This window comes from Pseudomonas sp. GM49 (assembly GCF_000282355.1).
Classification (GTDB): domain Bacteria; phylum Pseudomonadota; class Gammaproteobacteria; order Pseudomonadales; family Pseudomonadaceae; genus Aquipseudomonas.
On sequence record NZ_AKJL01000182.1, the window covers coordinates 1 to 23,822 of the forward strand.

Annotated in this window: 20 protein-coding genes; 11 read left to right on the forward strand and 9 right to left on the reverse strand. The window is 60.6% G+C overall.

Annotated features, from left to right (window positions below; genetic code table 11):
• The 8 genes from phaZ to PMI29_RS12560 form a co-directional block, all read right to left on the reverse strand.
• Positions 1–529: poly(3-hydroxyalkanoate) depolymerase (gene phaZ / locus PMI29_RS12595; RefSeq protein ID WP_007999197.1), on the reverse strand; the 529-nt coding region annotated here is incomplete at its 3' end.
• A gap of 161 nt (positions 530–690) precedes the next feature.
• Positions 691–2,370: a class II poly(R)-hydroxyalkanoic acid synthase gene (phaC, locus tag PMI29_RS12590; protein ID WP_007999199.1), complete on the reverse strand. Its 1,680-nt coding sequence runs from the start codon at positions 2,368–2,370 to the stop codon at positions 691–693.
• Positions 2,371–2,630: 260 nt separating this feature from the next.
• Complete coding sequence (locus PMI29_RS12585; RefSeq protein WP_007999201.1) at positions 2,631–3,008, reverse strand: gamma-butyrobetaine hydroxylase-like domain-containing protein; 378 nt, start codon at positions 3,006–3,008, stop codon at positions 2,631–2,633.
• A gap of 119 nt (positions 3,009–3,127) precedes the next feature.
• Positions 3,128–4,465 (reverse strand): HslU--HslV peptidase ATPase subunit, encoded by a 1,338-nt coding sequence (hslU, locus tag PMI29_RS12580; protein WP_007999203.1) that lies wholly within the window; start codon positions 4,463–4,465, stop codon positions 3,128–3,130.
• A gap of 54 nt (positions 4,466–4,519) precedes the next feature.
• The gene (gene hslV / locus PMI29_RS12575; protein WP_007975582.1) at positions 4,520–5,050 is read right to left on the reverse strand and encodes an ATP-dependent protease subunit HslV; all 531 of its coding nucleotides are present in this window, start codon (positions 5,048–5,050) and stop codon (positions 4,520–4,522) included.
• 246 nt (positions 5,051–5,296) lie between these two features.
• Positions 5,297–6,010 carry an SPOR domain-containing protein gene (locus PMI29_RS12570; RefSeq protein ID WP_007999206.1) on the reverse strand — a complete coding sequence of 238 codons (714 nt, stop codon included), beginning with the start codon at positions 6,008–6,010 and terminating at the stop codon, positions 5,297–5,299.
• A 1-nt stretch (position 6,011) separates the two neighbouring features.
• Positions 6,012–7,748: an arginine--tRNA ligase gene (gene argS / locus PMI29_RS12565; protein ID WP_007999208.1), complete on the reverse strand. Its 1,737-nt coding sequence runs from the start codon at positions 7,746–7,748 to the stop codon at positions 6,012–6,014.
• A 236-nt stretch (positions 7,749–7,984) separates the two neighbouring features.
• Positions 7,985–10,204 (reverse strand): primosomal protein N', encoded by a 2,220-nt coding sequence (locus PMI29_RS12560; RefSeq protein ID WP_007999210.1) that lies wholly within the window; start codon positions 10,202–10,204, stop codon positions 7,985–7,987.
• Positions 10,205–10,491: 287 nt separating this feature from the next.
• On the opposite strand from PMI29_RS12560, the gene rpmE reads away from it, so the two are divergent.
• From rpmE to PMI29_RS12545, 3 genes are all read left to right on the forward strand, one after another.
• Positions 10,492–10,710, forward strand: a complete 219-nt coding sequence (gene rpmE / locus PMI29_RS12555; protein WP_007975586.1) for a 50S ribosomal protein L31 — start codon at positions 10,492–10,494, stop codon at positions 10,708–10,710.
• A 35-nt stretch (positions 10,711–10,745) separates the two neighbouring features.
• Positions 10,746–11,534, forward strand: coding sequence for a thermonuclease family protein (locus tag PMI29_RS12550; protein WP_007999212.1), 789 nt, complete (start codon positions 10,746–10,748; stop codon positions 11,532–11,534).
• Between the two features lie 182 nt (positions 11,535–11,716).
• A complete protein-coding gene (locus tag PMI29_RS12545; RefSeq protein ID WP_007989306.1) occupies positions 11,717–12,985 on the forward strand; it encodes a malic enzyme-like NAD(P)-binding protein in 1,269 nt (422 codons plus the stop codon).
• Positions 12,986–13,252: 267 nt separating this feature from the next.
• Here the strand turns inward: PMI29_RS12545 and PMI29_RS12540 are convergent, their stop codons facing one another.
• Positions 13,253–15,691, reverse strand: coding sequence for a penicillin-binding protein 1A (locus tag PMI29_RS12540; protein ID WP_443216454.1), 2,439 nt, complete (start codon positions 15,689–15,691; stop codon positions 13,253–13,255).
• Positions 15,692–15,908: 217 nt separating this feature from the next.
• On the opposite strand from PMI29_RS12540, the gene PMI29_RS12535 reads away from it, so the two are divergent.
• The 8 genes from PMI29_RS12535 to PMI29_RS12500 all read left to right on the forward strand — a co-directional run.
• Entirely contained in the window at positions 15,909–16,973 is a 1,065-nt protein-coding gene (locus PMI29_RS12535; RefSeq protein WP_007999216.1) for a pilus assembly protein PilM, read from the forward strand.
• Positions 16,973–17,539, forward strand: coding sequence for a PilN domain-containing protein (locus PMI29_RS12530; RefSeq protein ID WP_007999218.1), 567 nt, complete (start codon positions 16,973–16,975; stop codon positions 17,537–17,539). Before PMI29_RS12535 ends, PMI29_RS12530 begins: the two co-directional genes overlap by 1 nt.
• A complete protein-coding gene (gene pilO / locus PMI29_RS12525; protein ID WP_007999220.1) occupies positions 17,536–18,159 on the forward strand; it encodes a type 4a pilus biogenesis protein PilO in 624 nt (207 codons plus the stop codon). Before PMI29_RS12530 ends, pilO begins: the two co-directional genes overlap by 4 nt.
• Complete coding sequence (locus PMI29_RS12520) at positions 18,156–18,683, forward strand: pilus assembly protein PilP (RefSeq protein ID WP_007999222.1); 528 nt, start codon at positions 18,156–18,158, stop codon at positions 18,681–18,683. Before pilO ends, PMI29_RS12520 begins: the two co-directional genes overlap by 4 nt.
• Before the next feature lie 13 nt (positions 18,684–18,696).
• On the forward strand, positions 18,697–20,766 hold the full coding sequence (gene pilQ / locus PMI29_RS12515; RefSeq protein ID WP_007999224.1) for a type IV pilus secretin PilQ: 2,070 nt from the start codon (positions 18,697–18,699) through the stop codon (positions 20,764–20,766).
• A gap of 4 nt (positions 20,767–20,770) precedes the next feature.
• The gene (gene aroK / locus PMI29_RS12510; RefSeq protein ID WP_015093141.1) at positions 20,771–21,289 is read left to right on the forward strand and encodes a shikimate kinase AroK; all 519 of its coding nucleotides are present in this window, start codon (positions 20,771–20,773) and stop codon (positions 21,287–21,289) included.
• Positions 21,290–21,439: 150 nt separating this feature from the next.
• Positions 21,440–22,540, forward strand: a complete 1,101-nt coding sequence (aroB, locus tag PMI29_RS12505; RefSeq protein ID WP_007999227.1) for a 3-dehydroquinate synthase — start codon at positions 21,440–21,442, stop codon at positions 22,538–22,540.
• Between the two features lie 10 nt (positions 22,541–22,550).
• The coding region (locus PMI29_RS12500; RefSeq protein WP_007999228.1) for an ExeA family protein at positions 22,551–23,822 on the forward strand (1,272 nt) is incomplete at its 3' end.

Consider the following 23,822-nt stretch of genomic DNA (forward strand, 5'->3'; position numbering starts at 1 on the left):
TCGCGGCCAGCGTCGGGTCGCGACGGAATGAGCCGCCGTAGATCATCGGCGCAATGCGGATCACGTGGGACGGCTGGATGTAACGTCGCGGGCTGGCCATCATCCACAACACCTTCGGTTTGCCCGGCACCATCACCGCACCCGCCGCCGTCGCCGCCAGCACGAGTTTCTTGCAGCGCTCCGGATAGTCGTAAGCGAACTGTTGGGCCAGGGCGCCACCCCAGGACACGCCGATGACGTTGACCTGCCCGTAGTCGAGATAGTCGAGCATCCGCGCCGTGAGTTTCGCCAGGCTCGGAAAACGATACGGCCGGTTCGGCGTCGACGAACCACCGACACCGGGTACGTCGAAGCAGATGACTTCCAGGTCCGGATCCAGCGCCGCGACGAACGGGAACACCAGCTCCAGGTTGGCGCCAATGCCGTTGAAAATCAGCAGGGGCGTCAAGTGAGGCTTGCCGGGGCGTACCGCCGTGCGGAGCGTCTGGCCATCCAGATCGACGGTACGGAATATGAAGGGTTGCGGCATGCTTCTGGCCCTGTGGGTCGTTCTCTCGAATTCTTCCCGATCCCTTGTAGGAGCGAGCTTGCTCGCGATGAACTCAAGCGCAACGCGTTAATCCGGAAAGAACGCGTTATCGTTAACGTCCATCGCGAGCAAGCTCGCTCCTACAGGGGCGGGTGTGTCAGTTATCGCTCGTGTACATAAGTGCCCGGTGCAGCTTCGCCCGCCGGGTAGGCTTTGTTGCCCAGTTTCAGCGGAGCTTTTTTCAGGTTGCCCGAGCGCTGGGCCTGCCAGGTCTGCCAGTGCAGCCACCAGGAATCGGTGTGCTTGGTGGAGTTCTCTTGCCACTCCTCGGCACTGGTCGCCATTTCGGTACTGGTCATGTAACGGGATTTCGGATTGCCCGGCGGGTTCAGGATGCTCTGGATATGCCCGCTGCTGGACAGCACGAATTCAACATTGCCGCCGAACAGTTGCGCCGACTTGTAGCAGGACTTCCACGGAGTGATGTGGTCGCTGGTACCGGCCAGGGAAAAGATGTCGGCCGTCACCTGCTTCAGGTCAATGGCGGTGCCGCACACTTCCAGTGCATTCGGGCGAATCAGTGGGTTGCTTTTGAACATTTCGATCAGATCGCCGTGGAACGCTGCCGGTAACCGTGTGGTGTCGTTGTTCCAGAACAGGATGTCGAAAACCGGCGGTTCGTTGCCCAACAGGTAGTTGTTGACCCAGTAGTTCCAGATCAGATCGTTCGGACGCATCCAGGCGAAGACCTTGGCCATGTCCTTGCCTTCGAGTACTCCGGCCTGATACGAGTGGCGCTTGGCGGATTCGAGTGTCTGTTCGTCGACGAACAGCGCCACGTCACTGTCCAGGGTGGTGTCCAGTACGCTTACCAGCAGGGTGAGAGCATTAACCTTGCTCTCGCCGATCGCGGCGTAGTGACCCAGCAGCGCGGTGCAGGTGATGCCACCGGAGCAGGCGCCAAGCATGTTCACGTCTTTGCTGCCGGTGATGGCGGTGACCACGTCGACCGCTTCCTTGAGCGCCTCGATGTAGGTCGACAGACCCCACTCGCGTTGCTCCTTGGTCGGATTGCGCCAGCTGACGATGAAGGTCTGCACATTGCTGCGCAGGCAGAAGCGCGCCAGGCTCTTTTCAGGGCTCAGGTCGAACACATAGAACTTGTTGATCTGCGGGGGTACCACCAGCAATGGACGCTCGTAGACCTGTTCGGTGATCGGCTTGTACTGGATCAGTTCCAGCACATCGTTGCGGAACACCACCGCACCTTCGGTCACGCCGAGAGTTTTGCCGACCTCGAACGCACCCATGTTGACCTGGCTCGGCATGCCGCCGTTGTGCACCATGTCCTTGGCCAGATGCGAGAGACCGTCGAGCAGGCTTTTACCGCCGGTTTCGAAGAAGCGCTTGACCGCTGCCGGATTGGCGGCGGTGTTGGTCGGAGCCATGGCTTCAGTCACAAGATTGATCACGAAGTGGCCACGGGCAACGTCTTTGGGCGAGAGGTTACTCTCATCGATCCAGTCGTGGAGTTCCTTGCGCCACGCCAGGTAGGTTTGCAGATAACGTTTGTAGAGCGGGTTCTGGCTCCAGGCCGGATCCGCGAAGCGACGGTCATCGCTGGTCGGTTGAAGCTCGGATTTGCCGAACAGCACGTTCTTGAGTTCAAGGCCGAAATGAGCGACATGCCTGGCGCTGTGAATCGGTTGTTTGATGGCCTGCCTGAGCACCATTCGAGCAGAACCCAGTAGATCTTTTCCACGCAGCCCAACGACAGGATTCAGTCCCAAGGTGTTTTCCGAGGCCTGATACTTCAAGTCATCGTTATTCTTGTTACTCATCTACGACGCTCCATTGTCCTGAGACGAGTACCGGGGTCCTGCTGTGTAGTCACACAGCCAATGCCAGGTACTACTGCTCGGGTGACCGTTAATTCTGCATCGCTGCTTTTTAATTCACAGAGAGCACTGCAGGGAACTTGCCAGTTCCATTGGTTACCCGAGTTTAATTTTTTTCGCAAGCAGGCCAATGACTGACCTCGCGGCCAAGCATTCAAACAGATGAAATTAGAAAATGCCCTCTAAAGAGCAAGAGGCTCGGATTAGAGCATCAGCTTGACGACGGATTCGTTAGGGTCGCGGGTTTTTCCGGCGGCTTTCAGCTCGGCCAGATAGTCTTCCCAGAGTGCGTCATAACGTCGCGCCAGTTCGTAGAGATATTCCCAGGTGAACAGGCCGCTGTCGTGACCGTCATCGAAGGTCAGTTTCAGTGCGTACTGACCGGCCGGTTCTACTTTGGTCAGGCCTACGTTGATCTTGCCAAATTGCAGGATGGGTTTGCCGTGGCCCTGGACCTCGGCGGAAGGAGAATGCACGCGCAGGAACTCGGCGGGCAGGGTGTATTCCTCGCCGGATGCGTATTTCAGCGACAGGGTTTTCGAGGCTTTGTGCAGCTTGATGTCGGTAGGGAGTTGGGTCATGAGCGCCGTTCCGTTTTGGATGGAACCCTGTAGGAGCGAGCTTGCTCGCGATGGTCGATCAGTTGCATCAATGTCGACTGACACACCATCGCGAGCAAGCTCGCTCCTACAAGTATGGCTTACAGGATATAACGGGACAGGTCTTCGTTCTGCGCCAATTCGCCCAGGTGGCTGTTGACGTAGTCGGCGTCGATCTGGATCACCTTGTCGTCATGGACGCTGGCCAGGTCGCCGGCGCTGAACGACACCTCTTCGAGCAGGCGCTCGAGCAGGGTGTGCAGGCGACGGGCACCGATGTTTTCGGTTTTCTCGTTGACCTGCCAGGCGATCTCGGCGATGCGCTTGATGCCGCTCGGCTGGAACTCGATGCCCAGGCCTTCGGTTTTCAGCAGTGCGCAGTATTGCTCGGTGAGCGAGGCGTGAGGCTCGCTGAGGATGCGTTCGAAATCTTCAGGGCTCAGGGCCTTGAGTTCGACACGAATCGGCAGACGGCCTTGCAGCTCGGGCACCAGGTCGCTCGGCTTGCTCAGGTGGAACGCACCGGAAGCAATGAACAGGATGTGGTCGGTCTTGACCATGCCCAGTTTGGTGTTGACGGTGCAGCCTTCGATCAGCGGCAGCAAGTCACGCTGCACGCCTTCGCGGGATACATCGACGCCGCCGGAATTGCCACGCTTGGCGACCTTGTCGATTTCGTCGATGAACACGATGCCGTGCTGCTCGACCGCTTCCAGGGCCTTGGCCTTCAACTCTTCATCGTTGACCAGGCGGCTGGCTTCTTCGTCACGCACCAGCTTGAGCGCTTCCTTGACCTTGAGCTTGCGGCTCTTGCGCTTGCCCTTGCCCATGTTGGCGAACAGGCTCTGCAACTGGTTGGTCATTTCTTCCATGCCCGGTGGCGCGGAGATATCGACGCCGGCCATTTCGGCGACTTCGATTTCGATCTCCTTGTCATCCAGCTGGCCTTCGCGCAGGCGCTTGCGGAACAGCTGGCGGGTGTTGGAATCGGCAGTCGGGGCGTCATCGTTGCTGAAACCCATGCGTGCCGGTGGCAGCAGGGCGTCGAGGATGCGCTCTTCGGCGGCATCTTCGGCGCGGTGGCGAACCTTGACGATTTCCTGTTCGCGCAGCAGCTTGATCGCGGCGTCGGCGAGGTCACGAATGATCGACTCGACATCGCGGCCGACATAGCCGACTTCAGTGAACTTGGTCGCTTCGACCTTGATGAACGGCGCATTGGCCAGTTTGGCCAGGCGACGGGCGATCTCGGTTTTACCGACACCGGTCGGGCCGATCATCAGGATGTTCTTTGGCGTGACTTCAACGCGCAGCTCTTCAGGCAGCTGCATGCGGCGCCAGCGGTTGCGCAGGGCAATGGCGACGGCGCGCTTGGCATCGTCCTGGCCGATGATGTGGCGGTTGAGTTCGTGGACGATTTCACGGGGAGTCATGGACATAATATTCAGTGGACCTCAAGCAAGAATGGGCCGTGGTGCGGTGGCTGCACGGGCTTACTCGGCGCAGTCCTGCTCCTCAATGGTCTGGGTGTGGTTGGTGAATACGCAGATGTCGCCGGCGATGCCGAGAGCGGTTTCGACGATTTCCCGGGCTGACAGGTCGGTCTTTTTCAGCAGTGCGCTGGCGGCGGCCTGGGCGTAGGCGCCACCGGAACCCATGGCGATCAGGCCGTCTTCCGGTTCAACCACATCACCGTTGCCGGTGATGATCAGGGAGGCGTCTTTGTTGGCGACCGCAAGCATGGCTTCGAGACGGCTCAGGGAGCGGTCGGTGCGCCATTCTTTGGCGAGTTCGACAGCGGCGCGCACCAGGTGACCCTGGTGTTTTTCAAGCTGGCCTTCGAAACGTTCGAAGAGGGTAAAGGCGTCAGCGGTAGCGCCGGCAAACCCGGCGATGACCTGGCCGTGGTACAGGCGACGAACTTTTTTCGCGTTGCCTTTCATCACGGTGTTGCCGAGGGAAACCTGGCCGTCGCCGCCCATGACGACTTTGCCGTGGCGGCGAACTGAAACGATGGTGGTCAAGGGAAGAGTCTCCACGCAGCGGGGCGAAAATGCCTTATGCCCATTCATATGGGGGTGGTGGAGTGGATTTCAACTGCGTAGCGGAAGAGGGGACGGGCGGCGTGTTACAAATGGGGATATGTGGTGTGGGATATGACGCCATCGCGAGCAAGCTCGCTCCCACAGGGTTAGCGTAAAACCCTGTGGGAGTGGGCTGCTCCGGGCGGCGTTCCGACTATGAACGATGACGTGGTAGTCCTGAAGGGATCAGCGGCTCTGGCGCTGTTGTAACAACAGATTGCTGAAGCCCGCGCCGGCCAGTTGTTTCTGGGCGGTAGTCAGTTGTTCGCGGTTGCTGAACGGACCGACCAGCACCCGATACCAGGTTTCGTCCTTCACCGTGCCGGACTCGACCGAGACAGCCTGACCCAGCAGGATGATCTGCGCTCGCACCTTGTCCGCATCGGTTTCTTTGCGGAACGAACCGGCCTGCAGGAAAAATTTCGTCACTGGCGCAGCCTTGACCGGTGGTGCTGGCGGAGGCGTGATCCCGGCCAATGCAGCCTGGGCGCGAGCCGTGTCGATCTTCGCCGCTTCGGCCGGGGTGACCGGCGTTGTCGGGATGGCCGGTACTTGCGGCGTCGGCAGGGTTTTTTCCGGCACGGCATCCGGCGGCACGATGACTTCCGATTCCGGCAGCAAGGTGTAGAAGTCGTACTTCGGCTTCACCGGTTGCGTCGGGCTCGGCGGGGTCTTGTTGGCCTCGGCGATCTTGCTGGCTTTCTGCTGTTGCTGTTGCTCGACTTTTTCACGCTTGACCGTGTCGCTGCCCTTGCCCGGTTCCAGCTTCATCAGGAATACGATGAACGCGCCGACCGTCAGGCCGATGGCCATCCACAGCCAGCCCGGGATCGGTTGCTTTGCAGGAGCTTGGTAACGGCTGGCGCCACGCTTGGGTGCAGGTTTTTTCTTGGCAGCCAACTTACATACGCTCCAGAGTTTCCAGGCCCAAGAGTTCCAGGCCTTGCTTGAGGGTGCGCCCGGTCAGCGCGGCGAGGCGCAGGCGGCTCTGCATCTGTGCCGGGGTATCGGCGGCGAGGATCGGGCAGTTCTCGTAGAAGCTGGAGAACAGGCCGGCGACGTCGTACAGGTAAGTGCAGAGGATGTGCGGGGTGCCTTTTTCGGACACGTTGTTCAGGATTTCGCCAAACTGCGCCAGTTTCGCTGCCAGCTCATGTTCATGCGCCGCTTCGAGGACGATTTGTCCTTCCACTTCGCTGAAGTCCTTGCCGAGTTTGCGGAACACGCCGGCCACGCGGGTGTAGGCGTACAGCAGGTACGGCGCGGTGTTGCCTTCGAAGTTGAGCATCAGGTCGAAGTTGAAGCTGTAGTCGCTGGTGCGGTGCTTGGACAGGTCGGCGTATTTCACTGCACCGATGCCCACCACCTTGGCGATGTTGCGCAGCTCGGTATCGGCCAGCTCCGGGTTCTTGTCCTTGACCAGGGTGTAGGCGCGCTCCTGGGCTTCGGTCAGCAGGTCGATCAGTTTCACGGTGCCGCCATCACGGGTCTTGAACGGACGGCCGTCAGCGCCGTTCATGGTGCCAAAGCCCATGTGTTCCATTTCCATCGGATGGGTCACGAAGCCAGCCTTGCGCGCTACGGCGAACACTTGCTGGAAGTGCAGGGCCTGACGCTGGTCGACGAAGTACAGCGCGCGATCGGCCTTGAGCTTGCCGCTGCGGTAGCGTACGGCGGCCAGGTCGGTGGTGGCGTAGAGGTAGCCGCCGTCAGCCTTGACGATGATCACCGGCAGCGGGTCGCCGTCGGCGTTCTTGAACTCGTCGAGGAACACGCACTGGGCGCCGTTGCTCTCGACCAGCATGCCTGCGGCCTTGAGGTCGTTGACCACGTTGATCAGGTCGTCGTTGTAGGCGCTTTCGCCCATCACGTCGGCCATGGTCAGTTTGACGTTGAGCAGTTCGTAGATCTTCTGGCAGTGGGACAGCGAGATGTCCTTGAACTTGGTCCACAGTGCCAGGCAGTCGGCATCGCCGGCCTGCAGCTTGACCACCAGGCCACGGGCGCGGTCGGCGAACTCTTCGGATTCGTCGAAGCGTTGCTTGGCGGCGCGGTAGAAGTTCTCCAGGTCCGACAACTCGTCGCTGGTGATCGGGTTTTCCTGCAGATAAGCCATCAGCATGCCGAACTGGGTGCCCCAGTCGCCGACGTGGTTCTGACGGATAACGGTGTCGCCGAGGAATTCCAGCACGCGGGCCACGCCGTCGCCGATGATGGTCGAGCGCAGGTGGCCGACGTGCATCTCTTTGGCCAGGTTCGGTGCCGACAGGTCAACCACAGTGCGCTGCACCGGGCCGGTTTTGCGTACGCCGATTTTGGCGTCGGCCAGGGCCGCGTCCAGGCGCGAAGCCAGGGCATCGGTGTTCTGGAAGAAGTTCAGGAAGCCAGGGCCGGCGATTTCGGTCTTGGAGATGTTTTCGTCAGCCGGCAGCGCGGCAATGATTTTTTCCGCCAGGTCGCGCGGCTTCATGCCCGCAGGCTTGGCCAGCATCATGGCGATGTTGCTGGCGAAATCGCCGTTCTTCTTGTCGCGGGAGTTTTCCACCTGGATCGCCGGCGACAGGCCTTCAGGCAACACACCTTCGTTGACGAGTTGGGTGATGGCTTGTTGGATCAGCTGGCGAATGGTGTCTTTCATGGTCTTCTCTTTCGACCGCAGGCGCGGCGGCGCATCATGCGCTGGTGGAAAAACTGGGCATTATCCGTTGCGAAGACGGGCTTGCCAACCTTAGCAGGCAGGATGTGGATGTGTGGTGACAATTTGACCGCAATCGAGAGCAAGCTCGCTCCCACAGGTTTTGTGGTGGATACAAATTGTATTCCCACTGAAAAACCATTGTGGGAGCGAGCTTGCTCGCGATTACGGTTTTGAAATCAATACAAATCCACAGGATCAACATCCAGCGACCAGCGCACCGCCCGCCCGCTCGGCATCTGCTCCAGCACCAACAACCAGCTGGCAAGCAATCGATGCAACGGTGCCCGCGCCGTAGCCTGCAACAACAACTGCGCACGATAGCGCCCGGCCCGGCGCTCCATCGGCGCCGGCACCGGCCCCAGCAATTCAATGCCGGACAGATTCTGCTCGGCCAGCAAACGTTCGGCCTCGCTGCACGCCTCATCGAGGAAGCCTTCGGCCTGGCCCGGTTTGTGCGCCTCGGCCCGCAACAGCGCCAGGTGCGCAAACGGCGGCAACCCGGCCGCACGGCGTTCGCTCAAAGCCTGCTCGGCGAAGGCGAAGTAGCCTTGCTCGGTCAGTTGCACCAGCAGCGGATGGTCGGCCAGGTGCGTCTGGATAATCACTTTGCCCGGCTCTTCGGCGCGACCTGCGCGGCCGGCGACCTGGACGATCAGTTGAGCCATGCGCTCGCTGGCGCGGAAGTCGCCGGAGAACAGGCCGCCGTCGGCGTCGAGGATCGACACCAGCGTCACCCGTGGAAAGTGGTGGCCTTTGGCGAGCATCTGCGTGCCGATCAAAATGCACGGCTGACCTTTTTGAATGGTCGCGAACAACTGGTTCATCGCGTCCTTGCGCGACGTGCTGTCGCGGTCGACCCGCAGTACCGGATAGTCCGGGAACAGGATCGCCAGGCGCTCCTCGGCCCGTTCGGTGCCGGCGCCCACGGGGCGCAGATCGACCTTGTTGCACTTCGGGCACTGGCGCGGCACGCGCTCGACGTAGCCGCAATGGTGGCAGCGCAACTCGCCGTAACGCTGATGCACGGTCATCCGCGCATCGCAACGCTGGCACTCGGACATCCAGCCACAGTCATGGCACAGCAGGGTCGGGGCGAAGCCGCGGCGGTTGAGGAACACCAGTACCTGCTGCCCGGCGGCCAGGGTCTGGCCGATGGCTTGTTGCATGGGGCCGGAGATGCCGCTGTCCAGTGGGCGGCTTTTGACGTCCAGTCGCAGGAAGCGTGGCTGTTTGGCGCCGCCGGCGCGCTCGTTCAGGCGCAGCAACCCGTAGCGGCCGGTGTAGGCATTGTGCAGGCTTTCCAGCGAAGGGGTGGCGGAGCCGAGGACAATCGGGATGTTTTCCTGTCGCGCCCGCACTAGCGCCAGATCGCGGGCGTGGTAGCGCAAACCTTCCTGCTGTTTATAGGAGCCGTCGTGCTCTTCGTCGATGATGATCAGGCCGGGGTTCTTCATCGGCGTGAACAGGGCCGAGCGGGTGCCGATAATAATGTCGGCCTCACCGTCCCGGGCGGCCAGCCAGGCATCGAGGCGTTCGCGGTCATTGACCGCCGAATGGATCAACGCGATGCGGGCATTGAAACGCTGCTCGAAGCGCGCCAGGGTCTGCGGGCCGAGGTTGATTTCCGGGATCAGCACCAGTGCCTGCTTGCCGGCCTCAAGGGTTTCGCGGATCAACTGCAAATAGACTTCGGTCTTGCCGCTGCCGGTGACGCCGGCCAGCAGGAACGCGTGGTAACTGTCGAAGCCGGCGCGAATTGCCTCATAGGCGGCACGTTGCTCCGGGTTCAGCGGCAGTTCCGGTTGCGCCAGCCAGTGTTCGTGGCGTGCACCGGGGGCGTGGCGACGGATCTCGACCTGCACCAGTTCCTTGGCCAGCAGCAAATCCAGGCTGTCCTTGCTCAGCATCAGTTTGCTCAGCAATTGATGGGCGACGCCGTGGGGATGCTGGGCCAGCGTGGCCAGGGCTTCGCGCTGGCGCGGGGCGCGGGCGATGCGCGGATCATCGAGGCTGGCGCCCGGCGCGGCGGACCAGAAACGTTCCTGGCGCGCTTCGGCCAGCTCACCCTGGCGCAGCAGCACCGGTAGCGCCCAGCTCAAGGTGTCGCCGAGGCTGTGCTGATAATACTGGGACGTCCACAGGCACAGCTTGAACAGCGCGGGCGGCAGCGGTGGCGTGGCATCGAGCAGGGCAAGGGCCGGCTTGAGTTTCTCGACCGGCACCTCGCTGGTGTTGGTGACTTCCACCAGGATCCCGATCATCTCGCGCCGGCCGAACGGCACCCGCAAACGCATGCCGGGGTGCAACTGGGCGCGCAGGACGCCGGCCGGAGCACGGTAATCGAACAGGCGGCGCAGCGGCGAAGGCAGGGCGAGGCGCAGAATGGCGTCGGGCACGCGGGGATCTCGATCAGCGGAAGATAAAAGCGGGGTTGCATGCCCCCTGTGGGAGCGAGCTTGCTCGCGATAGCGCCGTGTCAGGCAAAATATATGCTGACTGACACGCCCTCATCGCGAGCAAGCTCGCTCCCACAGGGATCGCGTATTGGGCCGGGAGCCTAGCAGACGACTGGTTTGAGGGACAGCTTGCGTGAACGGGATTGTCTGGTAGAATCCGCGGCCTAATTACGTGCGGTATTCAACAATAGTGTTGGGTGGCGGCACGCTAGCCCGAGGAAAACACCATGAAAGCTGATATCCATCCAGAATACCCGGCAGTTGCTGTTACCTGCAGCTGCGGCAACAAGTTCGAAACCCGTTCGACCTTCGGCAAAGCCCTGGCGATCGACGTTTGCAACGAATGCCACCCGTTCTACACCGGTAAGCAGAAGACTCTGGACACCGGTGGTCGCGTTCAGAAGTTCGCCGACCGTTTCGGTGCTTTCGGCGCGAAAAAGGCCTAAGGCCGATCGACTTGGGAAGCCGCTGCGGTTTTTCCATGCTGATGAAAAAGGCGTCCCTTGCGGGCGCCTTTTTTGTGTCCGCGATCTGGCTTTCCGCCGCCCAGGCCTTTTGCCCGGCCCCCGGCGACCTGGCCAAGGTTGCGGTGCAGCGAGTCGTTGATGGTGACACCCTGCGCCTGAGCGATGGCCGCAGCGTGCGCATGATCGGCTTGAACACGCCGGAGCTGGGCAAGAAGGGCCGCTCCGACGAGCCGTTCGCCGTGGCGGCGCGCAAGCGACTCGAAGCCCTGGTGGCGGCGAGCGACGGGCAAGTCGGTTTGCTGCCAGGCAAAGAAAGCAAAGACCATTATGGCCGCACCCTGGCCCATGTCTACGGTGCCGATGGCGCCAACCTCGAAGCGCAAATGCTTGCCGAAGGCCTGGGTTTTCAAGTGGCCGTGGCACCGAATGTCGATCTGGTCGCCTGTCAGCAAGCGGCTGAGCGCAGTGCGCGTCAGGCCGGGCTCGGGTTATGGCGCCAGTCACCTATACTGAAAGCGGAGCAGATCACTAACTCCGGTTTTGCCGTGCTCAGCGGTCGAGTGAGCAAGGTGCAGCGTAATCGCGGCGGGGTTTGGATCGAGTTGCAGGATTCGGTTGTATTACGCGTTGCACCCAATCTGCTGGCGCGTTTCGATGTGAATTCGCTGGAAAGTCTCGCGGGCAAGCAAGTCGAGGCGCGCGGCTGGGTGCTGGATCGCTCGCGCAAAGGTGGTCTCAAGGAAGGGCAGGCGCGCTGGATGTTACCCTTGACTGATCCGGCGATGCTCCAAGTCGCGCAGTGATAAAAAATTGTAGACATTTTTTCTTTCGATTGTGAACAGTCTATCCCTTATGTTCCGTGGCTCTTGGCCCAAAGTCGTAGGGCGGGGCGCTTGACAGGGGTGACCGGTCAGTCTTGTGGGGACTTTGCGAGGCGCGTATCCTCGCTGACCAGTCTGTCCAACAGTAAAAGCGGAATGCCAAAATGTCTGATCTGAAAACTGCCGCTCTCGAATATCATGCCAATCCTCGTCCAGGGAAGCTGAGTGTCGAGCTCACCAAGGCCACTGCTACCGCTCGCGACCTGTCGCTGGCCTACAGCCCGGGCGTAGCCGAACCAGTACGCGAGATCGCCCGCGATCCTGAGCTGGCCTACAAGTACACCGGCAAAGGCAACCTGGTTGCAGTCATTTCCGATGGCACCGCGATTCTCGGCCTGGGTAACCTCGGCCCATTGGCTTCCAAGCCAGTGATGGAAGGTAAAGGCGTACTGTTCAAGCGCTTCGCCGGCATCGACGTTTTCGACATCGAAGTCGACTCCGAAAGCCCGCAAGCCTTCATCGACACCGTCAAGCGCATCTCCATCACCTTCGGTGGCATCAACCTGGAAGACATCAAGGCACCCGAGTGCTTTGAAATCGAACGCGCTCTGATCGAGCAGTGCGATATTCCGGTATTCCATGATGACCAGCACGGCACCGCGATCGTGACCGCCGCCGGCATGATCAACGCCCTGGAGATCGCTGGCAAAACCCTGCCGGAAGCCAAGATCGTCTGCCTGGGTGCCGGTGCTGCCGCCATCTCCTGCATGAAGTTGCTGGTGAGCATGGGCGCCAACATCGAAAACATCTACATGGTCGACCGTACCGGCGTGATCCACTCCGGCCGTGACGACCTGAACCAGTACAAGGCTGTATTCGCTCATGCGACCGACAAGCGCACCCTGGCTGACGCCCTGCAAGGCGCTGACGTGTTCGTAGGCCTGTCCGGCCCGAACCTGCTGAGCCCTGAAGGCCTGCTGTCCATGGCGGCCAACCCGATCGTGTTCGCGTGCTCCAACCCTGATCCGGAAATCTCCCCGGAGCTGGCACACGCCACCCGTAGCGACGTGATCATGGCCACCGGTCGTTCCGACTACCCGAACCAGGTCAACAACGTACTGGGCTTCCCGTTCATCTTCCGTGGTGCCCTGGACGTTCGCGCCAAGCGCATCAACGAAGAAATGAAAGTGGCTGCGGCCAACGCCCTGCGTGAACTGGCCAAGCTGCCAGTGCCTCAGGAAGTGTGCGACGCCTACGGCGGCATCAAGCTGGAGTTCGGCCGTGAGTACATCATTCCGAAGCCAATGGATGCCCGTCTGATCACCCTGATCTCCGATGCCGTGGCTAAAGCCGCCATCGAGACCGGTGTGGCGACCCTGCCGTATCCGAAGAACTACCCGCTGAAAAGCGTGGATGACGTGTTCAACGGCTAAGCCGTTGTAGCGCTTCAACGAAAAGCCCCGGCTTGTGAGAGTCGGGGCTTTTTTGTGCCTGACAGTTTTGTGCCACCTGTCAGGGCCTCTTCGCGAGCAAGCTCGCTCCCACAGTGGGCGATGGTGTACATCGAATTTATGTACGCTGCTGATTCCTGTGGGAGCGAGCTTGCTCGCGAAGAGGCCGGACCAGACAACATCAAAACCGGCAGGCACAAAAAAGCCCCGCACTTCTTTCGAAGGCGGGGCTATTCAATATTGCTGCTATCAGAACAAATCGATCGGCGCCGCTTCGTCCGCCGGCAGCGGGCTGCCCGGTACTGTGCCGTTGCCTAACTCATTGACCGACGGCGGCGTATCTTCGGCCTTGAACAGCTCGAAGTAGGCCCCTGGCGTGCCCGGGCTGGCCGCACGGCCGCTGATCGGGTCGACCCGCAGGCTCAGAAGGCCTTCCGGCTCCGCTTGCGTGTGCGGCGGTTTGCCTTTGAGAGCGGGGCCCATGTAGTTCATCCAGATCGGCAGCGCGACGGTGCCGCCGAACTCCTTGCGGCCCAGGCTTTCCGGTTGATCGAAACCGGTCCACACGGTGGTCACGTAATCGGCGTTGTAACCGGAGAACCAGGCATCCTTGGATTCGTTGGTCGTACCGGTCTTGCCGGCAATGTCCGGGCGGCCCAGGGCCAGTGCGCGGCGACCGGTGCCGAGCTTGATCACGTCCTCAAGCATGCTGTTGAGGATGTACGTGGTGCGCCCGTCAACGACGCGTTCAGCCACGGCGGGTGCTTGTGGCGCCTGCGTAGCGCCCGGGGCTTCGCCTGGCGTTGCGTTGACCGTGAAGGCTTGAGGTGCGGGCACGGCAATGCCATCGCTGGCCGCACCGCCCTGAGGCACGCTCGGCGGGTTGGCGACGAACAGCGTGTCGCCGTTGCGGCTTTCGATCTTGTCGATGATGTACGGGGTGATCTTGTAGCCGCCGTTGGCGAAGGTGCTCCAGCCGGTGGCGATTTCCATTGGCGTCAGGGTCGCGGTGCCCAGCGCCAGGGACAGGTTGGGTGGCAGGTCCTGTTTGTTGAAGCCGAAGCGAGTGATGTAGTCGATGGTCTTGCCTACGCCCATCGCTTGCAGCAAGCGGATCGACACCAGGTTGCGCGACTTGTACAGCGCTTCACGCAGGCGAATCGGGCCGAGGAAGGTGTTGGTGTCGTTCTTTGGACGCCAGACCTTGTCCAGGTACTCGTCGACGAACACGATCGGCGCGTCGTTCACCAGGCTGGAGGCGGTGTAGCCGCTATCCAGTGCGGCGGCGTAGACAAACGGCTTGAAGCTCGAACCCGGCTGGCGCTTGGCCTGCAATGCGCGGTTGTAGTTGCTCTGCTCGAAGGCGAAACCGCCGACCAGCGCACGAATGGCGCCGTTCTGTGGGTCCAGGGACACCAGCGCGCCCTGGGCCTGCGGGATCTGACTGAACTTCAGCGAATTGTCCGGCTGACGCTGCACGCGAATCAGATCGCCGACCTGGGCCACGTCCGATGGTTGTTTCGGGTTGGCACCCAGGCTGTTGGTATTCAGGAACGGCCGGGCCCACTTCATGGTGTCCCAGCTCACGTGTTCCTGGCCGGTGCGGGTCAGCACTTGCAGGCCGTTCTTGTCGACCTGGGTCACGATGGCCGGTTCCAGGCTGCTGATGGTGCGTTGTTTGGTCAGCTCGATTGCCCAGGCTTCGCGAGTCTTGCCCGGCAGCCGCGACTCGGGTCCGCGATAGCCGTGGCGCTGATCGTAGGTCATCAGGCCTTCGTGGACCGCGGTGTTGGCCAGCTCCTGGAGGTCGCTAGGTACGGTGGTGGTGACGCGGAAGCCTTCGGTATAGGCGTCGCTGCCATAACGTCCGACCATTTCGGCACGGGCCATTTCGGCGATGTACGGGGCGTTCACTTCCGGGGTCGGCACGTGATAGCTGGCGTTTAGCGGTTCGTTGATCGCCGCGGTGTAATCGGCCTCGGTGATTTTGCCGAGCTTGTACATGCGCCCCAGGATCCAGTCGCGGCGTTCCTTGCTGCGCGCCGGGTTGGCCAGCGGGTTGAAGCGCGACGGTGCCTTGGGCAGGCCGGCAATCATCGCCATCTGCGCCAGGCTGACATCGCGGATCGACTTGCCGTAATACACCTGCGCCGCCGCTTCGATGCCATAGGCGCGGTTGCCCAGGTAGATCTTGTTGACGTACAGCTCAAGGATCTCGTCCTTGGTCAGCTGCCGTTCGATCTGCAGGGCCAGGAGAATTTCGGTGGTTTTGCGCGAGAAGCTGCGTTCGCTGCTCAGGAAGAAGTTCTTCGCCACCTGCATGGTGATGGTGCTGCCGCCGGACTGGATGTGTCCACTTTTGACCAGTTGGGTCGCGGCACGCATCAGGCTGCTCGGATCGACGCCGTAGTGGTTGGCGAAATTATCGTCTTCAGCACTTAGTAACGCATTGATGAAATTGGGGGGAATGTCGGCGAAACGGATCGGCGTGCGGCGCATTTCGCCAAATTCTGCGATCAACTTGTTGTCGCTGCTGTAGACCCGCAATGGAATCTGCAACTGGATGCTTCTCAGCGCCTCCACGGACGGTAGCCCGGGACTAAGGTAAAGGTACGCCCCGCTCAGACCCAGAAGGAGTCCGCAGAAAACCGCGACGAAGGACCAACCGAAAAACTTCAGCAGACGAATCAAGGCTTTTGGATATCCAGGGCAAAAATGAATTGGGCAACAGGGTTCAGGCTAAATGAGAACGACCCGCGCTTGAGCAAATGCGGACAAAAAACGCTGGGCATTATAAGCATTTTTCTGATCGGGAGCGTGGTCGGCGCTGCTGTCAAGACGGGTGGATTGAACGCAATGGACATTGCAGAGTCCGTAACTCACGGAAAGTCATAGGGAATTGGTCGTGCTAGGACTCTTCAACAAAAAATCCGATACGTTCCTGGGAATCGATATCAGCTCCACGTCGGTGAAGCTTCTGGAGTTGAGCCGTCAGGGCGAGCGCTACCGGGTCGAGGCTTATGCGGTCGAGCCGTTGTCGGTCGGCGCGGTGATCGAAAAGAACATCGCTGAGCTCGAAGGCGTGGGGCTGGCCCTCACTCGCGCGCTGGCCAGGGCCAGAACCGGCCTCAAGAGCGTGGCCGTGGCCGTGGCAGGTTCGGCGGTGATCACCAAGACCATCGAGATGGATGCCGGTCTTTCCGAGGATGAGATGGAAAGCCAGCTGAAGATCGAGGCTGATCAGTACATTCCTTATCCCCTGGATGAAGTCGCGATCGACTTTGAAGTCCAGGGCGCCTCCGTGCGCCATCCGGAGCGCGTCAACGTGCTGCTCGCCGCTTGTCGCAAGGAAAACGTCGAAGTCCGCGAGGCCGCCCTGGCCCTGGCGGGGCTGACCGCCCGGGTGGTCGATGTCGAGGCCTACGCGCTGGAGCGCTCATTCGGGTTGCTGGCCAGTCGGCTCGCGATTTCCGGGGAACCTTTGACGGTCGCAGTGGTGGACATCGGCGCGACCATGACCACCCTGAGCGTGCTGCACAACGGGAGGATTATCTACACCCGCGAACAACTGTTCGGCGGCCGGCAGTTGTCCGAAGAAATCCAGCGTCGCTATGGCCTGACGCTGGAGCAGGCGGGGGTGGCGCAAAAGAAGGGCGGCCTGCCGGATGACTATGCAGGTGAGGTCTTGCAGCCATTTCGAGAGGCGCTGGTGCAGCAGGTGTCGCGTTCGTTGCAGTTCTTCTTTGCCTCCGGCCAGTACAGCGCCGTCGACCATGTCTTGCTGGCCGGCGGTACCGCGTCGATCCCGGGGCTGGACCGTTTGATCGAGCAGCAATTGGGCACGCCGACCCAGGTCGCGAATCCTTTTTCCGAAATGACTCTGGGTCGCAAGGTCAATGGTGCTGCCCTGGCGAGTGATGCCCCGGCGTTGATGATCGCCTGTGGTCTGGCCCTCAGGAGCTTCGACTGATGGCACGGATAAACCTTTTGCCCTGGCGTGAGGAGCGGCGTGAAGTTCGCCGCAAGCGCTTCCTGCTGGTCCTGGTGGCCGCAATGGTGGGCACGATGGGCGCGGTGCTGGTCGCGAACCAGGCCATCAGCGGTGCCATCGACCGGCAAGTCGCCCGTAACGATTACATCGGCAAGCAAATCGCCGAGCTCGATGAGCAGATCACACAGATCAATGATCTCAAGGTGCGCCGTCAGCAACTGGTCGAGCGCATGCGCATCATCCAGGACCTGCAAGGCAATCGCCAAATCAGCGGGCGAATATTTGACCAGTTGGCGCGCGCACTGCCCGATGGCGTGTATTTCACCGAAGTGAAAATGACCGCAAAGACCTTGTCCATCACCGGTGCCGCGCAATCCAACAACCGTGTTTCAGACTTGATGCGCAATCTCGAGGCATCAGACTGGCTCGATGCGCCGAGCCTGACCGAAGTCAAGGCCACGGCGGTCGGTCAGGTCGGGCAGGCTAACGTCTTCCAGTTGACCGTTCGCCAGACTCAACCCGCAGCACCGGAGGGGGGGAAATGAGTCCAGCCGAATGGTTCGATGAGCTGCGCAAGATCGACATCAATGAGTTGGATACCAGCAACATGGGTTCCTGGCCGCCTGCGATCAAGTTTCTGGTGGTCGGGTTGCTCATGCTTCTGGTGCTGGCCCTGGGCTACAACTTTTCCACTCGCGACCTTGAGAGTCAGCTCGATCTCAAGCGCGAGGAAGAGTCGACGCTTAAGGAACAGTTCGCTGGCAAAGCCCGCATGGCGGCGAATCTGGATCTCTACACCCAGCAGTTGAAGGAGATGGAGAACTCCTTCGGCATGCTGTTGCGACAACTGCCCAGCGACACCGAAGTGCCTGGCTTGCTGGAAGACATCACTCGTACCGGTCTGGGCAGTGGCCTGGAGTTCAAAGAGATCAAGCTGCTGCCGGAGGTCGCCCAGCCGTTCTACATCGAACTGCCGATCCAGATCACGGTCACCGGGGGTTACCACGACCTGGGCAACTTCGTCAGTGGTGTGGCCGGGTTGCCGCGAATCGTCACATTGCACGATTTCGACCTTGTCCCCGTCAGCCCCGAAGGTGGTCCGAAACTGCGCTTGAGCATCCTCGCCAAGACCTACCGCTACAACGACAAGGGGCAGCATCAATGAGGCCGGCACGTTGTTTTTCGGCGGTGGTGTTGCTGTCTGCCCTGTCCGGTTGTGGCGCAGGCGATGACTACGACGATCTGGACGCGTACCTGAACGAAATGCACCAGCGTGGGCCGGGCAGGATTGAACCAACGCCGGTATTCCGGTCATACCCGACATTCACTTACAACGCGGCGAATCTGCGCAGCCCGTTTTCGCCGCAGATTAGCGCTGATCTGGCGGCCCAGCGCAGGGGTTCACGTAACGTCAAGCCCGACCCTGGTCGGGTCAAGCAGTACCTCGAAGGATTCAACATCGAGCAGTTTGAAATGGTCGGCACCCTTTCCAATGCAACGGGCTCCTATGCCTTGCTGCGCGGGGCGGGTGGGGTCCATCGGTTGAAAGTCGGCGATTACCTGGGTCGTAACGACGGACGGATCGTTGCGATCAGTGGCTCGCAAGTCGATGTGGTTGAAATTGTCCCTGATGGTCAGGGCGCGTGGCTGGAACGTCCCCGGACCATCCTTTTGAAAGAGCACTCATAGTGGAACTCGAATAATGAACAGGATTTTCTCCACCTTCGGCCTTTCGCTATGGATAGCGTTGTTGTCGCCGATGGTACAAGCGGCCAATCTCAAGGCGCTGGATGTCGCTGCGCTGCCGGGAGACCGTGTCGAGTTGAAGTTGTCGTTCGATGAGCCGCCCCCGGTGCCCCACGGCTACACGACGGAGTCACCGGCCCGGATTGCGCTGGATTTGCCGGGTGTCGTCAGTCAGCTGGCCAGCAAAACTCGCGATCTCGGCAGTGGAAATGCCCGTAGTGCAACGGTGGTGGAGGTCCGGGACCGTACGCGATTGATCATCAACCTGACCCAGCCGGCCTCGTACGACTCGCGAATCGAAGGCAACAATTTGCTGGTAGTTGTCGGGCAGGGTGTCAAGCCGTCGACATCCCGGCCGGCGACCACGGCAATGCCGGTTCCGGCACGAGTCGCTACGACGGCAGGCAAGTCCATTCGGGGTGTGGATTTCCAACGGGGAACCCAGGGTGAAGGCAACGTGGTGATCGACTTGTCGGATCCATCGATTGCGCCCGACATACAAGAGCGCGAGGGCAAGATCATCGTTGGATTTGCCAAAACCCGATTGCCTGAGCCATTGCGCGTGCGCCTGGACGTGAAGGATTTCGCCACGCCAGTGCAGTTCGTCAATGCCAGCGTGAGCGGTGATCGAGCCACCATCAGCATTGAGCCCGGTGGCACGTTCGATTACTCGACCTATCAGACCGACAGCAAGCTCACGGTCAGCGTTCGCCCGGCGACGGTCGACGAGCTGCAAAAACGTAATGCCGGGCAACACGCCTACAGCGGCGAGAAGCTTTCACTGAATTTCCAGGACATCGATGTGCGCTCGGTGCTGCAACTGATCGCCGATTTCACCAACCTCAATCTGGTGGCCAGCGACACGGTTCAGGGGGGAATTACCCTGCGCTTGCAGAACGTGCCGTGGGATCAGGCGCTGGATCTGGTGCTGAAAACCAAGGGGCTGGATAAGCGCAAGGTCGGTAATGTGCTGCTTGTTGCGCCAGCCGATGAAATTGCCGCCCGTGAGCGTCAGGAGCTGGAATCACAGAAGCTGATTGCCGATCTGGCGCCGCTGCGTCGGGAATTGTTGCAGGTGAATTACGCCAAGGCCGCGGACATCGCCAAACTCTTCCAGTCGGTGACCAGTGCTGAAGCGAAACCCGACGAACGGGGGTCGATCACCGTCGATGAACGCACCAACAACATCATTGCCTACCAGACCCAGGAACGCCTCGACGAGCTGCGCAGAATCGTTACGCAACTGGATATTCCGGTGCGTCAGGTGATGATCGAGGCGCGAATCGTCGAAGCCAATGTCGACTACGACAAGAGTCTTGGTGTGCGCTGGGGCGGTTCGATACAGAACAGGGGCAACTGGAACACCTCCGGCGTCAGCAATGGGGTCAATGGGTCGTCGACCATTGGCACGCCCGGCAGTACCAGCACCAATTCACCGTTCGTCGACATGGGCGCAGTCAATAACACCTCGGGAATCGGTATCGCGTTCATCACCGATAACGTCCTGCTGGACCTGGAGCTGACAGCCATGGAGAAAACCGGCAACGGGGAAATCGTCTCGCAGCCCAAGGTGGTCACGTCCGACAAGGAAACCGCGAAAATCCTCAAAGGCACCGAGATTCCCTATCAGGAAGCCAGTTCCAGTGGCGCGACTTCGGTGTCGTTCAAGGAGGCTTCGCTGTCGCTGGAGGTGACGCCGCAGATCACGCCGGACAACCGGATCATCATGGAGGTCAAGGTCACCAAGGACGAACCGGACTTCCTGAACAAGGTCCAGGATGTACCGCCCATCAAGAAAAACGAAGTCAACGCCAAGGTCCTGGTCAACGATGGCGAGACCATCGTCATTGGCGGCGTTTTCTCAAATACTCAGAGCAAGGTCGTAGATAAGGTGCCATTTCTTGGCGATGTGCCGTATCTTGGCCGCCTTTTCCGGCGTGATGTGATTTCGGAGAAAAAATCCGAGCTGTTGGTATTCCTCACTCCGCGTATCATGAATAACCAGGCGATTGCTGTGAGTCATTGATTCTGTGCGAAATTTGATTCTTGTTGGACCGATGGGCGCTGGAAAAAGCACCATCGGCCGGTTGCTGGCCAAAGAGCTGCGCTTGCCATTCAAAGATTCCGATAAGGAAATTGAATTGCGCACGGGCGCCAATATCCCCTGGATCTTCGATAAAGAAGGCGAACCGGGCTTTCGTGATCGCGAGCAGGCAATGATTGCCGAGTTGTGCGATTACGACGGAGTGGTGCTGGCGACAGGCGGTGGCGCGGTCATGCGCGAAGCCAATCGTCGGGCACTGCACGCCGGTGGGCGAGTGGTTTATTTGCATGCGTCAGTCGAGCAGCAGGTCGGCCGCACGGCCCGCGACCGCAATCGGCCACTGTTGCGTACCGCCGATCCGGCCAAGACCCTCAGGGATCTGTTGGCGATCCGCGATCCGCTATATCGGGAAATTGCCGACCTGGTGGTCGAAACTGATGAGCGACCGCCACGAATGGTCGTACTCGACATTCTAGAGCGCTTGCAGCAACTACCACCCCGTTAAAGCGCCGCGCGAAATGCGCTATCCTCGGCGTCCCGCCATGGCCGTTCAAGGTTGTGGCGGATGGCTACCGAATGGCGTCACACCAGCAGAGGTTGTGGATATTCGTAAACTCAGGGCAGGACGCCTGATTCATCTTTACTGTGGGGACACATGCAGACACTCAAGGTCGATCTAGGCGAGCGCAGCTACCCGATTCATATTGGCGAAGGTTTGTTGGATCAGCCTGAGCTGCTGGCCCCGCACATTCGCGGACGGCAAGTAGCGATCATTTCCAACGAGACTGTTGCGCCGCTCTATCTTGAGCGTCTGACCCGCAGCCTGGCGCAGTTCTCGGTGATTTCCGTGGTGCTGCCCGACGGCGAAGCCTTCAAGACCTGGGAAACCCTGCAACTGATTTTCGACGGCCTGCTGACCGCCCGGCATGATCGCCGCACCACGGTGATCGCCCTTGGCGGCGGCGTGATCGGTGACATGGCCGGCTTTGCGGCCGCCTGCTACCAGCGCGGCGTCGATTTCATCCAGGTTCCGACCACGCTGCTGTCGCAGGTCGACTCTTCGGTGGGCGGCAAGACCGGGATCAACCATCCGCTGGGCAAAAACATGGTCGGCGCCTTCTACCAGCCGAATGTCGTGCTGATCGATACCGCCAGCCTCAATACCCTGCCGGCCCGTGAGCTGTCCGCCGGACTGGCTGAAGTCATCAAGTACGGGCTGATCTGTGATGAGCCGTTCCTGACCTGGCTCGAAGACAACGTCGATCGCCTGCGCAATCTGGACCAGCAAGCCCTGACCTACGCCATTGAGCGCTCCTGCGCGGCCAAGGCGGCGGTGGTCGGTGCCGACGAGAAAGAGACGGGTGTCCGTGCCACGTTGAACCTGGGCCATACTTTCGGCCACGCCATCGAAACCCACATGGGCTATGGTGTATGGCTTCATGGTGAGGCGGTGGCTGCCGGCACCGTAATGGCGCTGGAAATGTCAACGCGACTGGGCTGGATCAGCGAGCAGGAGCGCGATCGTGGCATTCGTCTGTTCCAGCGTGCGGGGCTGCCGGTTATTCCGCCAGAAGAGATGACAGAAGCCGATTTCCTCGAACACATGTCCATTGATAAAAAAGTGATCGACGGTCGTTTGCGCCTGGTGCTGCTGCGCCACATGGGTGAAGCGGTGGTGACCGACGATTATCCGAAAGAGGTTCTACAGGCCACGCTGGGGGCAGACTACCGCGCCCTGGCTCAGCTTAAAGGTTAATAAGAACACGATGACTAGTTTGCATGCCGACGAGGCGTTCCTCGGCCATTACCAGTTGAGTCATGACCCTTTTGCTCCACGGGTGCCTGGCTTCAAATTTTTCCCGGCTCAGCGCAAACCCGTGCTGGGGCAACTGCATCATCTGGCCCGTTATAGCCAGATGCTGCTGGTGGTCACCGGTCCCGAGGGCAGTGGCAAGACCCTGTTGCGTCAGGCCCTGGTTGCCAGCACCAACAAGCAATCGGTACAAAGCCTGGTGGTTTCTGCCCGCGGTGCCGGCGATGCGGCCGGGGTATTGCGCCAGGTGGCCCAGGCGCTGAACGTCGACCAGGCTGATGCCGACGCTATTCTGGCTCAAGTGGTGCAGCTTGCACTGACCGGGCAGGAAGTCTATCTGCTGGTCGATGACGCCGAACAACTCGACGAGTCCGCTCTTGAGGCGCTGATGATCTTGGCTGCCGGCGCGCCTGAAGGCCGCCCGCATGTATTCCTGTTCGGTGAATCCTCGCTGATTGCTCAGCTTGAGGCTTTGCATCTCGAGGAAGAGCGTTTCCATGTCATCGAACTGCAACCCTACACCGAGGAAGAAACCCGCGAATATCTGGAGCAGCGGCTCGAAGGCGCTGGCCGCGGTATCGAACTTTTCACCGCGGATCAGATCTCTGATATTCACGAAAGCTCCGAAGGTTGGCCTGGCAGCATCAATCAGGTCGCCCGCGATGCAATGATCGAAGCCATGATCGCCAGCCGCTCAGCGGTCAAGCGTCCAAAAATGGGGTTCAATATGCCGAAGAAACACGTATTGGCGATTTCCGCCGTGGTCGTGGTTGCGGTAGCTGCCGCCTGGTTGATGCCGGGTCGCAACAAGGCACCGACCACGGGTGCACCGGCCAACGAACAGGCGCAACTGCCGCTGGGTCAGGGACAGCCAACAGCGAATGGTGGTGCTCCGGCCGTCGAATTCGCTGGCAACACGCAGCCGATGCCATTGCCGCTGGTCGGTAACTCGCAGCCGGTCATGCGCGGTCCACTGGCTGAAGCGGCGGGTGGCATCACCGAGGGTGACGATGGCGTGCCGGTCGAAGGCTCCAGCGCTACGCCGCCGACCGTTACCACCACGGCACCACCTGTGGGCGTTCCTGCCGGCCCTGCGCCGACGCCAGCCGCCAAGCCAACCCCGGCGCCGACTCAGGTCGCCACCGCCAAGCCAGCGCCTGCTCCAGTGGCCAAGCCTGCTCCAGCGCCAGCCAAACCAGCCGTTGCAGCGGCGGCCAAGCCTGCC